Raw genomic sequence first — 15,762 nt, 5'->3', positions numbered from 1 at the left:
GATTACAAAAATCAATCATTTGGTAAAGGACTAGTTTGTAAAAACATAGATTCGTTTATTCACAAAGCTATTGATGTATTTAAATTTTACCTTTAACTAAATTTATTGTAAACCTGAAAATGATTAACTTTTTAAACATATTATCACTTCAAGAACGCGCTGTATCAACGGCTGCAGAACGCTATTTATTGGTGTATATGATTGTGGTATTATTAATTGTAACCACCTTAGTGATTGTTTTTTTTGTGGTCTTTCAGAAGCGAAAAAACAAACTGCTGATTGAAAAATTCAAACAACAACAAGCCTTTGAAGAAGAACTATCGCGCACCCAAAGCGAAATACAAGAGCAAACCTTAAAACACATAGCTTGGGAATTGCACGATAATATTGGACAGCTTTTAGCCTATGCTTCCATGCAACTGAACATGTTATCTAGTCTGGTAGGCGAAGATTTTAAAGGAAAGGTGAACGACACCTCCAATGTTATAAAAGATAGTTTAAAGGGAGTAAGAATGCTTTCTAAATCACTCAATAACGAAGTGATTTTAAATATAGGATTGGAGCAATCTATCAGCAACGAGCTCAGTAGATTAAAGCGTTTGAAATTCGCATCGGCCGAATTACATATTAAAGGTGATCAAGTAGAAATGCCAAATAAAAAGCATGAAATTATAATTTTCAGAATCCTTCAGGAGTTTTTCTCTAACTCTGTAAAATATTCAGAAGCCAATCATTTAAAAGTCCAATTGAATTACGAGCCGAAATTATTGATTATCGAAGCATCAGATGATGGGGTTGGCTTTGATGTGGCATCTGCCGAAAAAGGTTCTGGACTAATTAATATGAAAAGTAGAGCTGAACTTATTGGTGCACAATTCAATATTGATTCAAAACCTGATGAAGGTGTAAACTTAAGGATTGAATATCCTTTGTAACCTAACATTCAGCTTCACATGCATTCCAAATAGCGTCATGATTTGGCAATGGAGCAACTACATCAATGGTTTCTGAACTTACAGGATGTGTAAACGTCAATTGCCTGGCGTGAAGATGAATACTGACATCCAGATTACTTCGGTCAGCACCATATTTTAAATCGCCTTTAATAAGGCATCCAATACTAGCCAATTGCACGCGGATTTGGTGGTGTCGTCCTGTTTCTAAAGCTATTTCCAATAGATAATAATTATCGAGTTTTTTAAGCAACTTATAATGAAGCACAGCCTTTTTACTATTGGGAACTTCTTTTAAATAAGCCGTAGATTTATTGTTTTTAGGATTTTTTCTGAGCCAATGTACTAAAGTGTCTTCCGTTTTCGGTGGTATATTTTTTACTACTGCCCAGTAGGTTTTTTGTGCGGTTTTTTCAGCAAAAATCTTGTTGAGCCGCGGTAAAGCTTTGCTGGTTTTAGCAAACACAACAATCCCAGTAGTTGGTCGGTCTAAGCGATGTACCACGCCCAAGTATACATTACCTGGTTTGTTATCTTTTTCTTTAATATAGGCTTTTACAACCTCACTCAAAGGAACATCGCCTGTTTTATCGCCTTGAACAATATCTCCTGCCCTTTTGTTTACAATAATCACATGATTATCTTCAAACAACACTTGAAGATTGTCTTTATGGGAAAGGATTTTATCAGGTTTATTGGCCACGAGTTATGTTTCTTACTTTATTGAATTTAGTTAAGCGTATTAAGTATTGTATTTTCGAAAGATAAAAAGCCTAATATTGCTCACTTTCGTTAGGAAATTCCACCGATTTAACATCCGCCACATAGCTTGAGATAGCTTTAGTCATATCATCGAACAAATTCATATAACGACGTAAAAATCGTGGATTAAACTCATGGGTCATGCCCAGCATATCGTGTAATACCAACACCTGACCATCCACGCCACTTCCCGCGCCTATCCCAATGATAGGAATACTAAGTTGGTCTGCAACTTCTTTGGCAAGTTTGGCAGGAATTTTTTCAAGCACAATAGCGAAACAGCCAATTTTTTCGAGCATTTTAGCATTTTCGATGAGTTGTTGCGCTTCTTCTTCTTCCTTGGCCCGAACGGTGTAAGTTCCGAATTTGTATATAGACTGAGGCGTTAAGCCAAGATGTCCCATTACAGGAATGCCTGCATTCAAAATTCTTTTGATAGATTCTTTAATTTCATAACCACCTTCAAGTTTTACGGCATGCCCACCGCTTTCTTTCATGATTCTTATTGCAGAACGCAAGGCCTCTTTAGGGTCGCTTTGGTAACTTCCGAAAGGTAAATCGACCACCACTAAAGACCGTTCAATAGCGCGCACCACGCCAGATGCATGATAAATCATTTGGTCTAAGGTAATGGGCAGTGTTGTTTCGTGGCCGGCCATCACATTACTTGCAGAATCACCTACTAAAATTACGTCAATCCCAGCGCCATCTACAATTTTTGCCATGGTGTAGTCATAGGCCGTGAGCATGGATATTTTTTCACCTTTGGCTTTCATATCCACCAAGGTTTTGACGGTAATGCGTTTGTAATCTTTTTTGGCTATCGACATAGAAAATGAATTAATTTGTGTAAAAGTAAAAATTATATATTAGAAGTTAGATATTAGAGGTTATAAGTGAACATCTAGCAATCCGTTAAATTCACCCTCACAGCCAGACCACCTTCGCTGGTTTCTTTGTATTTCGAGTTCATATCTTTGGCAGTTTCCCACATGGTGTTTACAACACTATCCAAAGGAACCTTTACATTTTTTGGGTCAGTACTAAGTGCTAATTCGGCCGCGTTAATTGCCTTAATTGCCCCCATAGAATTGCGTTCAATACAAGGAATTTGCACCAATCCACGAATTGGGTCGCAGGTCAAACCAAGATGGTGTTCCATCGCAATTTCTGCGGCTACCAATACCTGTTCTGGGGTTCCGCCTAGCAATTCGCAAAGTGCAGCAGCAGCCATGGCTGACGACACGCCAATTTCTGCCTGACAACCGCCCATGGCCGCCGAAATGGTAGCTCCTTTTTTAAATATACTTCCTATTTCGCCTGCAACTAATAAGAACTTTTTGATGTGCTGAAAATCGGCTTCATGATTTTCTATCACCATATAATACATCAGTACCGCTGGAATTACCCCAGCACTTCCGTTGGTTGGTGCCGTTAAAACACGGCCAAGGGCAGCATTTACTTCATTCACACTCAATGCAAAACAACTCACCCATTGGAGAATTTGCCTGAATTTGACTTCGGTATTCCTTATAGATGCCATCCATTCTTGTGGATTGCTATAGGGCACCTCATCTTTCAAGGTTTTATGCATATCAAAAGCGCGACGTCTTACATTTAAACCACCTGGTAAATTACCTTCGGTATGACAACCGATACACATGCATTCCAGCATGGTACTCCAAATACGTTTTAGTTCGAAATCGATGGTTTCTTCGTCTCTTATAGACTTTTCATTTTCTAAAACCACACCCGAAACTGGCAAATTGAGTTGTTTACAAAACTCAAGGAGTTTCACGCCATTTTCAACCGGATATGGAAACGTGCAATAGAATATGATTTTGTTTGCCTTCGAGTTTTGTCGTTCTTCTTTTACCACGAAACCACCGCCAATAGAATAGAAGGTGGATTTTCGTTTTCTACCGTTGATGGTGGCAGAAAAAATCATTCCATTCGCATGAAAAGGCAGAAACTTTCGGTTAAAAACGATGTCGTCTTTAAATGAAAAAGGTAGCGCGCGTTCATTATTAAACATGAGCAAACCAGTGGATTTGATATCAATGATTGTTTGTTCTATACTTTCTGTTGGAATGGTTTCAGGATTGGCGCCACTCAAACCCAACATAACTGCATAATCGGTTGCATGACCTTTTCCAGTAAGGGATAATGAGCCGAATAAATCGACTTTTATGTTTTCCACTTTATCGAAATGGCCTGAAACTTTTAATTCTTTTATCCAACGTTCGGCAGCACGCCACGGTCCTAAAGTATGGGAGCTAGATGGACCCACGCCTATTTTAAGCATATCAAAAACTGAAATACACTCCATTTATATGATGATTGATGTTAGTTAGATGATTAAATTGAAAAATCTGTTTTATGTACGATCACGTTTTTCAAAATTTTGGATGTTGTAAATTTCCATAATCGCTTCCAAGTCGGTTAGATTTTGTCTACCTACATTGTCTGCTGGAACCACTACTACACGAAATACTTGATTTTGAGTCCAGATGGGCTCCAAGGCATTAAAGTCTGTGGTACCATCTAGAAAAAACCGCACATCTACTTGGGTAAAATCGTAATTATAAACGAGCGACCCATCAGGAAATTCAACACTTTGTGGTAGAATGCGCCATATTTCAGTACCATTATCCACTTCCCATAAAATAAAAACTAGGGTTACATCGGTCGGTAATACATCAAAACCGTATGGTTCAATAAACTCAAAATTCTCTGCAGCGAGAAAGTCTAACTCAATTTCAAAGGCTTGTGCTGCAATAATTTCGCCATCATTTCCAGGAGGCCCTGGAGGTCCTGGAGGTCCTGAATCACCTGTACAAGAAATAAATGCAATACTTAATACGGTTACTAATAGGAAATAAATCTTTTTCATAATATTTTATTTTTTTGAGACTTTTTATCGAAATCTCTTTGTTAAACATATTTGATTTAATACTTACAAAACGAAATCTCTGATACGAAATCGTTTTAGTATTACAAAGATAGAAGGATATATTATTCTGAACGCTTATTTAATAAAACATTAAAGATTGCAATAATGACATCCTGTCATATTTTTTGTCATGGCATAATACTTGACTTTAAGCAAGCGTAACAAAATTGTACAACATAACAAAACGAATAAAAAAAGTATTATGAGTAAGATTATAGGAATTGATTTAGGAACGACCAACTCATGCGTTTCAGTAATGGAAGGTAACGAACCGGTTGTTATTACAAATGCAGAAGGACGTCGCACCACTCCATCGGTAATAGCATTTGTTGACGGTGGTGAAATTAAAGTTGGCGATCCTGCAAAGCGTCAGGCAGTCACTAACCCAACTAAAACAGTTTATTCAATTAAGCGTTTTATGGGTAATAAATATTCTGAATCTCAAAAAGAAGCAGAACGCGTACCTTATAAAGTAATTAAAGGTGATAACGATACGCCACGTGTTGATATTGATGGTCGTTTGTACACACCTCAAGAATTATCGGCAATGATTCTTCAGAAAATGAAAAAAACAGCCGAAGAATTTTTAGATCAAGAAGTCACAGAAGCGGTGATAACAGTACCTGCTTATTTTAACGATGCGCAACGTCAAGCTACTAAAGAAGCTGGTGAAATTGCAGGATTAAAAGTAAGACGTATTATTAACGAGCCTACCGCAGCTGCTCTAGCTTACGGTTTAGACAAAAGAGGAAAAGACCAAAAAATAGTTGTGTTTGATTTTGGTGGTGGAACGCATGACGTTTCCATCCTTGAATTAGGCGATGGTGTTTTTGAAGTATTATCAACCGATGGAGATACCCATTTAGGTGGTGATGATGTAGATCAAAAAATCATTGATTGGTTAGCTGATGAATTCAATAAAGAAGAAGGTATCGATTTACGTAAAGATGCTATGGCATTACAACGTTTAAAAGAAGCCGCTGAAAAAGCTAAAATTGAATTGTCATCTTCGGCTCAAACCGAAATAAATTTACCGTATGTAACTGCTACAGCTAGTGGACCAAAACACTTGGTAAGAAGTTTATCAAGAGCTAAATTTGAGCAATTAATAGACGATTTAGTTAAAAGAACTATTGAGCCATGTGCCAATGCTTTAAAAGCGGCAGGCTTATCTAAAAGTGATATAGACGAAATTATTTTAGTTGGTGGTTCTACAAGAATTCCAGCGGTTCAAGAAGAAGTTGAAAAATTCTTTGGAAAAAAACCAAATAAAGGTGTTAATCCAGACGAAGTAGTAGCCGTAGGTGCTGCCATTCAAGGTGGTGTTTTAACTGGCGATGTTAAAGATGTATTGTTATTAGATGTAACACCATTATCATTAGGTATTGAAACTATGGGAAGTGTAATGACCAAATTAATTGAGGCCAATACCACGATTCCAACTAAAAAATCTCAAGTATTTTCAACAGCAGCCGACAATCAGCCTTCCGTAGAAATTCACGTATTGCAAGGTGAGCGTCCGATGGCTGCCGATAACAAAACCATAGGTCGTTTCCATTTAGATGGTATTCCACCAGCACGACGAGGAACACCTCAAATTGAAGTTACTTTTGATATCGATGCCAATGGAATTATTAAAGTTTCCGCTACCGATAAAGCGACTAATAAAACGCAAGACATCAGAATTGAAGCCTCTTCAGGATTAACTGAGGAAGAAATCAAAAAGATGAAAGCAGAAGCAGAAGCCAATGCAGAGGCCGATAAAGTTGCCAAAGAAAAGGTAGACAAATTGAATAGTGCCGATGCCATGATTTTCCAAACTGAAAGTCAGTTGAAAGAATTTGGTGATAAATTATCTGCTGATAAAAAGAAACCAATCGAAGATGCTTTAGAAGCGCTTAAAAAAGCTTACGAAACTAAAGACATTGCAGTAATTGATCCAGCCTTAGAGAAAATCAATGAAGCTTGGAAAGTTGCCAGCGAAGAAATGTACAAAGCCCAAGCCGAAGCGCAGCAAGGTGGCGGCGCAGCTGGACCAGATGCTTCTCAAAACGGAGCATCTAAAGGCGAAAGTAGCGATGTTGAAGACGTAGATTTTGAAGAAGTGAAGTAAGTAGCGAACCAATCCCAACTTGAGTTTAGGTTGTGTGAGTCATTTATCCTGAGCTTGCGAAGGATCTCATTAGAATTTACAATTATCATTATACACGAAAAAAGCGCAATCATTAATTTGGTTGCGTTTTTTTATGCCTCTACTTCTAAATTAACGAATTTAAAACCTTCGCCAATAAATAAGCCTTTAATAATTATTCGAGAGAGACTCCAATGAATATTATTGTTGATTGGTACGACAAAACATCGACTACAGTATCCTAACAAATCCCAATATCCCTTTGGTATGATATCGTAGTGAAATGAACCATTGCAAAAGCTATTTTGGATAGAGTTGTAAACTCCTCACACAGGATAGATCTTAAAGATGAATCTTTAAGAAAAGGGGTTTTAAAAACAGAGTGACAAATAAATTTTATATCATTGCAGTATCTTTTAAAGTGGCACCATTTGAACCGAAATCGCAGGCATGGTCACCCCGAAATAACCACATTTTGGCGTTCTCCTAGGTTTTTCAGCAATAAATTACCGCCCACACTTAATACTTTAACATATATTTCGGTGTAATTTTTATTTTCTAGTACATGATTAACAACCGCTTCTAAATCTTCTGTAGCGCCAGAATGATAGCTGCTGTATAAGAGATTCTCTTCGCCGCTACAACCTCTATAGTTAACACATGCAGCGTCAAATCCGTTAGCATTAAATACTTTAGCTGTTCCAACCATATAAGGTCTTTGAGCATTGCCTTCCAAACCGTGTAGGACGATGATGAGTTTGCTGGATTTTTCTGCTGAAAAACTCCAATCTAAATCCAAAAAATCCCCATCTGACAAATTGATGCGCTCACGCTGCTGGACTACGCCTTTCACCGTTCTAAACAAACCAGCATATACTGTAGACACAAATCCTTTTTTGGACAATATAGGTGGTTTGTATTGAGAAGTTACTACTGGCATTTACCTTGATTTAAACCACAAAGATAATTGTAAAAATCCTTTTGCTAAAGAATTAAAAGTTTTAAAAAACAATATTAAACTTTCGCAATAGCTTGCATACCAGTGCTTTTATTTCTCTTTAAAATAAAACTACCTCCAATAGCCTTTAAGCGCTGTTCGATACTGTATAAACCCTGATGACTTATATTGGTCTCATTGTCAAAGCCTACGCCATTATCGGTAACCTCAATTATTAGTTTGTTATCAGGGTCATGACTAAAAGTTACCGTGGCCTTAGTTGCCTGCGAATGTTTGATAATGTTGTTCACCAACTCCTGAATAATTCTGTATAACATTAATTGAATTTGCGACTGAAGTTCAGGGGTTTTTGAAGTTTGATTATTAAATTCAAGTTGAATGATTCCTGTATTATTAAGGTCTGTTACAAATTGTTGGGTAGCAGCTATTAATCCATCTTTTTCAAGTGTAAAAGGCATCAGATTGTGCGCTATTTGCCTAATTTCCTCATGGGTGTTGGTTAAGATAGTTTTGGTTTTATCAATTTGCTGTGCTTTGGCTGTTTCATCTAAGTGCGGGATCGCTTCTAAACTCATTTTAGCGGCACTCAGTAAAGCTGCAAGACCATCATGTAACTCTTGAGAAATTCTCACTCGTTCACGTTCTTCTCCATTGATAAAAGAATTTAATACGGCGTTTTGCTTTTCCTGTTCTAGTTGTTTGAGTTTGTTTTTTTGTTTGATCCTAACGTAAGTAAATAAACCTAAGATTATTAATATTAATATTATTCCCGAAAATAAGATGTTTTTAGTTTTGTTTTCTTGCTTTTCAAGGTTGAGCTGTTTTTCCGCTATTAGACGTTCTTTTTTTTCGGTTTCATAACGGGTGTTAAGTTCTTGAGTTATAGTTCTATTTTCTTCTGAAAGTAATGAATCTTTTAACTTGATGTATTGTTGAAAGTACTCACTAGACTTTTCATAATTGGCTAATGCTTTCAAAGTTTCTCCAATAATCTTGTATAAATTAACCGCCTCTAAATATTCTTCAAGATCATTATAAATAGATAAGGCTTCTTCAAAATATTGTAAGGCTTCCTCGTTCCTATTATGGTCCTGTAATATTTGACCATATACTGATAAGGATGCTGCCAACATTCTGGTTGATTGTGCTTTTTTTGAAAGGGAAATAGCATTTTCAATGTAAAAAAACGCGCTGTCATTTTTTCTGTTTTCTAATACCGAAGCAATGACGTAATTACCGTAAATTTTTGGATTAATGGCCTCAAATTCTTCCCCTAGTCTAATGGCTTTTTTACCCCAAACCAATGCCGAATCATTTTGTTCTAAATCATAGTACAAGGTGGCAATATTACCAGCAAGTGACGCATAACGATGGTCTTTATAATCTTTCAATACAGTCTCAGCCTCCATGTTATAATTCAATGCTACTTCATAGTTTCCCAAAGATTGATAAATATTTGCAACATTCATTTTTACATAAGCACTATTTCTAAAATTGCCGAATTCCTCTCGAAGTTGCGCGCAAATTAATAGATTTCCCATGGCGCTAGTCATGTTACCCCGTATGTAGTGTTGCATGGCTACAAGAGTGTAATATTCGGCATGTAATGCCAAAATATCGGGTGTTTTATTTTTAATACCTTCAACGTATTTGTTGGTTTTATTAAGATAATGTGAAGCTGAATCTAGTAGACCTTCATTAATGTAATGCCTTGCCATTTCAACAGTAACGCAACCAGTGCATCCATTTTGAGCTTTGGCCAAATTTAAAGCATGGTGGTACTGTTTGTGACAATCATTATCACGGTTTTCGGCACATTTTGAAGCCTCTTTTAGGGTGTTTAATATGTCTTCTGGAATTAAGTTAAAGTAATCTTGAGCATTGGTCAAATGACAAATTACTGATGAACTTACAATGAAGAATAGGACTTTGAGTTTCATTGATGACAAAAATTAAACATTTACGATTCCCATTAAAACGGCCTTTCTTACCATACCTGCAATATTTCTTACTTCTAGTTTTAACATGATATTACCTCTATGGGCTTCAATGGTTTTTTCGGACACACATAAAGTGTTGGCTATTTCTTTTGTCGTTTTTTCTGCAACAATTAAGTTTAATATCTCCTTCTCTCGTTCTGTTAGTTCAATTTTTTTTGTGTTGATACTATGCTCAAAATATACTTGTTGCACCTTGCGGCTAAAATATTTTTCACCTTTCATTACACATTGGATGGCTATATCTATTTGCTCTCTACCGTCTATTTTTAACAAATAGCCATCAAATCCTGCATTAATAGCTGTTTTAATTGTTGCGGAGTCGCTATAGCTAGTAAGTGCCATAACCTTCATATTGGGGTAGTTGGATTTTAATTCTTTTACAATGACTCTGCCATCGTGCTTACCAAAATGAATATCTAAAAAGGCAAGTTGAAACTCATTAGCTTTTAATAATTCAGTCATTTCAAAATAATTTGACGCAATAGATATAGAGTTCACATACCCTAATGTGGATATTAGTAACTTCAGTCCATCAAGAACCAAGTAATGATCGTCTGCCAAAATAACCTTCATAACTTCTTTTCTAAGTAGTTGTTAAAAATAGCAATTTTGACTTTTATTTTTATACCTTATTTTATAATGAGTGTTTTTTTATTTCAAGAGATCGGTTTTTACATATTTTACATTTAATTACAATTACAGGGCAAAGTGTTTTTTATTAATCTTTCCATGAGTTTATTAATTTCTTCGTCACGCTTGTCTTCATCATTTGCGTATCGATTATAAATTACTTCATTTTCACTTTTTAGCCTTTTATAAAGATTGAGCTGTCTTAAAGCACAGTCTTTATTGCATTTCAAACTATTTACAACACGATTATTATTTTGATTTTGGGCTTCCGTAATTTGTCTGTCAGTTTCAAATACACTTTGCTCAAGACCTTTTATAGCCATGTCAAATAAATCTGCATTGGAAGGTATTCCTGTAAGGTCGGTATTAGCTAAATCCGCCATGTTGTTGGTTTGTTCAAATTGATGCATGTTTGGAGTACCCCCTTGAATTCCCGCCATCATGTCTCCAATGGGTTGATATCCTTTAGCTGAAAATGATTTTTTTACTTTTTCCATTCGTTCCATATAAATCCGTGTTCCTTCTCCATAAAAACCAACTACCATGTAGGTTCTTTTTGAAGGACTTGCAAAATAACCTAATCCGGCATAGCCCGTTAGTGCGTAAGTAAAACCAGTATGAAGCATAACTTCACCTGCATCAGCTAGGTAGATAGTGTATTTTTTACCGTCCACAAAACCTGCATATTCCAAGGAATGTGGAATATTATAACTTGAATTTCCTGGTTTTTTTATACCGGTAGGTTTAAAATTTTTAAAAAACTCTTTACTGCCATTGAGCGTTTTTAAATCCATTAAGAGATAATCACCATCAGTCATATCCATTTTGGTAGCTATGTTACCCATCTCTGGAGATTTTTTGTATTGAAAAAATACACCATTGGAAGTGAAAATTTGATGCATTTCCATTTCCATTTTTTCTTCCATCATGTCTTGTAAAGCAGCAGGGTCTTTGTAACTAGTACCACTTTTTGTGTCAAAATAAAAATGGCTCACTACATTGCCTTCCATCGAATTCATGGTGTATGTAATTTTTCGGTCAAATTGAAAACTACCTAATAAATCAGGCTCATTTTGCGCATTCATGCCCGCATTGGGTATGCTAGGTCTGCTTGTATTTGGGAAATTTATGTCTAGCAAATCATCGAGATCTGGCTCATCTGCCAAAATCGGAATGGGAGTAATTGTTTCTTCTGGCAAAGCTTCAACTACAGTCGGTTTTTTATCCTCTGGCAAGGTTTGCACCGGGGTCGGTTTTTTGTCCTTTGGCAATACTTCTACTTTAGTTTGCGCCCAAGAAGAGTTAGTAAGTGTTATGATAAAACTTACAACTAAAAAAAATCTTTTTTTGGTTTTCATATGTAAGAATTTAATGTTGTTCTATTGGTTTTAAAGAAAAATAAAATGGATTTTCACCATAATCAAGCAACTCGAGTTGTAAATAATCACTTTCTATATGAGTAATCAATTCATTTGATTTGAGAACATTGAGAAAATTGATGTCATGGGGTAGCTTTGCATCTCCTTCCAAAGCTGCAAAACCATAAATTTGCTTGGCATTTATTGGAATTTGATTGGTGCTGTAGATTTTTTCTTTTTCATTCGTATTTTCATGTTGCAGAATATATCCTTTTGATAAGATAGGCTTGATACCAATATGGCTTTGATCTAAGGTCTTGATATTTTTTAAGGATGTCAAAAAAGGTTGATCTTCAATTTCCTTATTGATTGCTTTTACCTCTTGACTAAGAAAGAAATTTTTTCCCTGTTCATCTTTCCCAAATACATGGTATTTCCCATTGGGAAAGGAAATCACTGCTTCTATCATGTCGTCATTGGGTTGATATAGTATTTGGCCATTTGTTTCATTGACAAAAAACCAAAGTTGACCTGTTTCCATTGAAGTTGAATACTGATATACGAGGGCTTTTTGAAAACTATATACACTGTCTTGTGGTGTTTCAGAATCTCTATTTTCACGAAGAACAGCGAATTGATTGACCTGCTCTTTATCATTGCTAATCTGGCAAGCGCTGAGCAAAACACAACAAGATAAATGAAAAAGTTTCAACATATAAAGTTTATTGTTTAATGATTTTTTTTGTTAATATCGAATTTGATTTTTGATCAATTATTTTCACCAAATAGACACCATTTGACAATTGACTAATATCATATCGGTGGTCATTCATTTGCGGTATGTTTTGTTTTTGACCCAATAGTGAATAAACTTCGATGGATAAATCATTCATAAAATCAGATACTACGGTAAAATAATCTGATGTTGGATTTGGGAGAATTTTTAAATTCAAACTTTTGGATACATTGTTATTTACATCCAAAGTATTTAGAGCGATTCGATAAGTTCGAAGGGTATTTGATGTATTGCCAAAACGAGCTTGAAAATAAATGTAGCCATTATATTCAATCACAAATCCAGGGTCTGAGCCATTGATTCCCGGATTGATATCGGCTACTAAGGTAATTTCGTCATTTTGGTCTATCATGAACAATTCGTTACCGTAAAGAGGTGAAAATCCGGAAAAAAACAGCTTATTGTCAGCTTTGTCAAATGATGGATTAGAAACACTACTTATAATTTGTGTGTTGGAAACCATTGTGGTGCTCTCTTCTGTTCCATTGGATTTCCATATTTGAGTGCCATTGGTACCATTATTTTGTAAAAAGTATAATTGATTATTAAATTCAGTCAAAGCAAATGGTCCAAAGTTTGAATTGTTGCCCGGATGAATGTCTTTAACCAATAATGTTCCAGAAGAAGAACCATTTGTTTTCCATAACTCTCTTCCATTAATACCATCAAAAGCAGAAAAGTAGATGGTATTTCCAGCTTTGGTCCAATGTATTGGTGAGGAGGTGCTATTTACAGTTGGAGAAACTAAAATATCTTTCAACAAATTGGTTGTTGAAGCCGAACCCATTGATGTCCAAGGCTCAAAGCCCGTTGCTTCCTGAAATCCCGTAAAATATAGTTTACCGTCAATGTTTTTTGGGCTGTTAATTTGTGTGAAATTATTGTAAGTTGAATTATTTCCTTGATACAAGTCGATAATTAAATCGGTCGTTGCACCAGTTGTTCCAAAAATAGCCCAGCCATCTTCGTTGGTATTTGCACCAAACATTACTGTTGTTTCATTGAGCGAGATTATTGAGTTTATCGTTACATTATTAATTACTTTACCATCAAAAGTATTGATTATGGGAAGTTCACTATCCACAAATTCTGTCATTCGCCATAAACGCCACAGATTATCATTTCCGCCAATTTTTGAAGCAAAAAGTATAAATTCATTGCATTTTACAAAGCTATTTGGATCAAAAATTTGAACATTGTTTATGTGCGGAAAAGTTCCTTGAGGGGTTCCGTCAGTTCTCCATACAGTATGAGGTGTGTGAGCAGCTCTGAAATAAAGAACACCATCAATTACAGAGCTTTGAGAGATACTTACATTCGAAGACCCCGTTCCAGGGTTGATATCAACCAACAACTGAGTTCCTTCTGATGTACCATCTGTTACCCAAAGTTCTGTCCCAAATTCAGGAGTAAATAGCCTAAATACCAATTTATCATTTACCAGGGTAGGTGAGCTATAACCAGCACCTAAAAATTCTTCAACTTGTGCATTTAGAAAATTACAAGTCATTATGAATATAAAAGCATACTTTTTCATAATCTATAGTTTTTCGTTAATGATTTTTTGAGCCAATGTGATGGCTTTAGATTTATTGGTGGCTTCATCACCCACATCCACATACAATTGAAACTGTAAGCCTTTGTAGAAGACGGATATATTTTTGTCTTTGTTATTCCATACGGCATATTCTCCCACATTTTTTACTTCATCATAACTTACATCACTCCCCAGAGTTCCACCTAAATTGGTTGCCATTTTTGCTTGTTCTGGTGTTAGTTTACCTTCTTTTTGTAATTGAGCTGCACGTTCTTGCATTGCTTTTTCTGCATTTTTAAGCTCTTCTGCAGTTGGGGTACGATAGCTATTTTTGAAATCTTCAAGGGTGGTAGATTTGACCCATTGTAAATCTATACGGTCGTCTGTAGGCATCATCATTTTTCCAACATGAGGAATATTCATTTCTTTTTCTCTGCCCATTTCCCAGATGTACGATAAATCATGAGTGTCGGGGTTATCAAAAATTTGACGATACTCTTTTTTAGCATCTGCAATGCTATATCCCAGGGCCTGGGCAGCCATTTCTTGAGTAAAGAGTTCGTCTAGTTTGCCGTTCCAATTATTTTTTTTGCTATTGAAAGCTTTATTTATGGTGGTATTTACTTGGTTGGTATGAGTTTCTTTTTTAGTATCAGAATTACATGACACCATAAGCATACAAAGGATGTATAGGGCGAATAACTTTCTCATATTTTAAATTTTTAAAGATTAATAAATTCTACTCTTCTGTTCAAAGCTTTTTCTGAAGCATTACTATTGCGATTTAAAGGTTCTGAAAGTCCTTTGCCATCGGTAGTTAAACGGGTGGCATCTATTCCAAATTCATTAACTAAGGCTCGTTTGACAGAGGCAGCTCTTTTTTGAGAAAGCTCCAGATTGTGCTGGGCACTTCCATCATTATCAGTATGTCCCACAATGAGTATATTTCCATTTAGGTTTTGAATGGAGGAAGCAATTTCTTTTAAGACGTGATAAGAACTTGGTTTAATCACATCAGAATTCACATCAAAATGTATGCTTTGAGTGATAAATGTTTTTTTAGATTTAAATTCATTGGTTGGTTGGGGAAAGCCTGTCGCAACTCTTACATTTGAGATATAGTAGCCGCTTGCCCATAAATTATTACATAAAAGCAGCGTGTAGCTTTCGTTTAAAGGCAATGCATTTGGTAAGTCCATCATTAAATCTTGATTTACATATATCTTTAAGTGAGCTCCATTCCTAGAAAGTGATACCCGATGTACTTGATTGGGTCTCCAGTAATTTTCTTTAATTTCTTCAAAGATTCTGTTGCTTTGTTCAATTCCATCTGTATAACCATACTCTCTAAATGCCGCTAAGTATAGCAAATCATCTTTCGGTTTCAAATCCATAATGATTTGAGGTGATCGATCAAAATGATAACTATATTCATTGATGTTTAACCCTTTTTCTTTCACAATAATATTCATGATTCCTCCTTCGTGTTCTGATACTTCATTATCGACAAAAAAGTCATATTCTAAAGTAAATTGATTAGGTAAGGTTTTTAAACCCTTAGGTTGTGTAGTTCCTTTTCTAGGCATATAATACCAATTGCCGGGAGCCACATTTGAAGTGGTAATTAACCCTTTGTGTTTTTCTTCCCATTCATCCCAGGTGACTTTATTCCATTGGTTTAAAC

Annotated in this window: 14 protein-coding genes; 2 read left to right on the top strand and 12 right to left on the bottom strand. The window is 35.8% G+C overall.

Translation table 11 applies throughout. The annotated features are described in order from the left end of the window. The first annotated feature begins 119 nt into the window (after nt 1–119). The gene (locus V7Z48_RS09795) at nt 120–935 is read left to right on the top strand and encodes a sensor histidine kinase (RefSeq protein WP_334113251.1); all 816 of its coding nucleotides are present in this window, start codon (nt 120–122) and stop codon (nt 933–935) included. Between the two features lies 1 nt (nt 936). Here the strand turns inward: V7Z48_RS09795 and V7Z48_RS09790 are convergent, their stop codons facing one another. The 4 genes from V7Z48_RS09790 to V7Z48_RS09775 form a co-directional block, all read right to left on the bottom strand. Further along, entirely contained in the window at nt 937–1,656 is a 720-nt protein-coding gene (locus V7Z48_RS09790; protein WP_334113249.1) for an RluA family pseudouridine synthase, read from the bottom strand. 70 nt (nt 1,657–1,726) lie between these two features. Continuing rightward, complete coding sequence (gene panB / locus V7Z48_RS09785) at nt 1,727–2,545, bottom strand: 3-methyl-2-oxobutanoate hydroxymethyltransferase (protein ID WP_334113247.1); 819 nt, start codon at nt 2,543–2,545, stop codon at nt 1,727–1,729. Between the two features lie 74 nt (nt 2,546–2,619). After that, nucleotides 2,620–4,044: an L-serine ammonia-lyase gene (locus tag V7Z48_RS09780; protein ID WP_334113246.1), complete on the bottom strand. Its 1,425-nt coding sequence runs from the start codon at nt 4,042–4,044 to the stop codon at nt 2,620–2,622. A 48-nt stretch (nt 4,045–4,092) separates the two neighbouring features. Further along, a complete protein-coding gene (locus V7Z48_RS09775) occupies nt 4,093–4,608 on the bottom strand; it encodes a hypothetical protein (protein ID WP_334113244.1) in 516 nt (171 codons plus the stop codon). 226 nt (nt 4,609–4,834) lie between these two features. On the opposite strand from V7Z48_RS09775, the gene dnaK reads away from it, so the two are divergent. After that, nucleotides 4,835–6,781 carry a molecular chaperone DnaK gene (dnaK, locus tag V7Z48_RS09770; protein WP_334113268.1) on the top strand — a complete coding sequence of 649 codons (1,947 nt, stop codon included), beginning with the start codon at nt 4,835–4,837 and terminating at the stop codon, nt 6,779–6,781. Between the two features lie 472 nt (nt 6,782–7,253). On the opposite strand, the gene V7Z48_RS09765 is transcribed toward dnaK, so the two are convergent. The 8 genes from V7Z48_RS09765 to V7Z48_RS09730 all read right to left on the bottom strand — a co-directional run. Then, on the bottom strand, nt 7,254–7,739 hold the full coding sequence (locus V7Z48_RS09765; protein ID WP_334113242.1) for a YheT family hydrolase: 486 nt from the start codon (nt 7,737–7,739) through the stop codon (nt 7,254–7,256). Nucleotides 7,740–7,813: 74 nt separating this feature from the next. Then, complete coding sequence (locus V7Z48_RS09760) at nt 7,814–9,697, bottom strand: tetratricopeptide repeat-containing sensor histidine kinase (protein WP_334113241.1); 1,884 nt, start codon at nt 9,695–9,697, stop codon at nt 7,814–7,816. A gap of 12 nt (nt 9,698–9,709) precedes the next feature. After that, complete coding sequence (locus V7Z48_RS09755) at nt 9,710–10,330, bottom strand: response regulator transcription factor (RefSeq protein WP_334113240.1); 621 nt, start codon at nt 10,328–10,330, stop codon at nt 9,710–9,712. Between the two features lie 113 nt (nt 10,331–10,443). Then, entirely contained in the window at nt 10,444–11,745 is a 1,302-nt protein-coding gene (locus V7Z48_RS09750) for a hypothetical protein (protein ID WP_334113239.1), read from the bottom strand. A 10-nt stretch (nt 11,746–11,755) separates the two neighbouring features. Beyond that, nucleotides 11,756–12,460: a hypothetical protein gene (locus V7Z48_RS09745; RefSeq protein WP_334113238.1), complete on the bottom strand. Its 705-nt coding sequence runs from the start codon at nt 12,458–12,460 to the stop codon at nt 11,756–11,758. 7 nt (nt 12,461–12,467) lie between these two features. After that, nucleotides 12,468–14,078: a T9SS type A sorting domain-containing protein gene (locus V7Z48_RS09740; protein ID WP_334113237.1), complete on the bottom strand. Its 1,611-nt coding sequence runs from the start codon at nt 14,076–14,078 to the stop codon at nt 12,468–12,470. Between the two features lie 3 nt (nt 14,079–14,081). Then, nucleotides 14,082–14,756, bottom strand: coding sequence for a hypothetical protein (locus V7Z48_RS09735; RefSeq protein ID WP_334113236.1), 675 nt, complete (start codon nt 14,754–14,756; stop codon nt 14,082–14,084). A 44-nt stretch (nt 14,757–14,800) separates the two neighbouring features. After that, the coding region (locus V7Z48_RS09730) for an OmpA family protein (protein WP_334113234.1) at nt 14,801–15,762 on the bottom strand (962 nt) is incomplete at its 5' end.

The sequence above is a fragment of the Paucihalobacter sp. genome (assembly GCF_036825875.1).
Classification (GTDB): domain Bacteria; phylum Bacteroidota; class Bacteroidia; order Flavobacteriales; family Flavobacteriaceae; genus Paucihalobacter.
The sequence above is the reverse complement of the archived record's forward strand: the minus strand, read 5'-3'. Positions and strand labels throughout refer to the sequence as shown.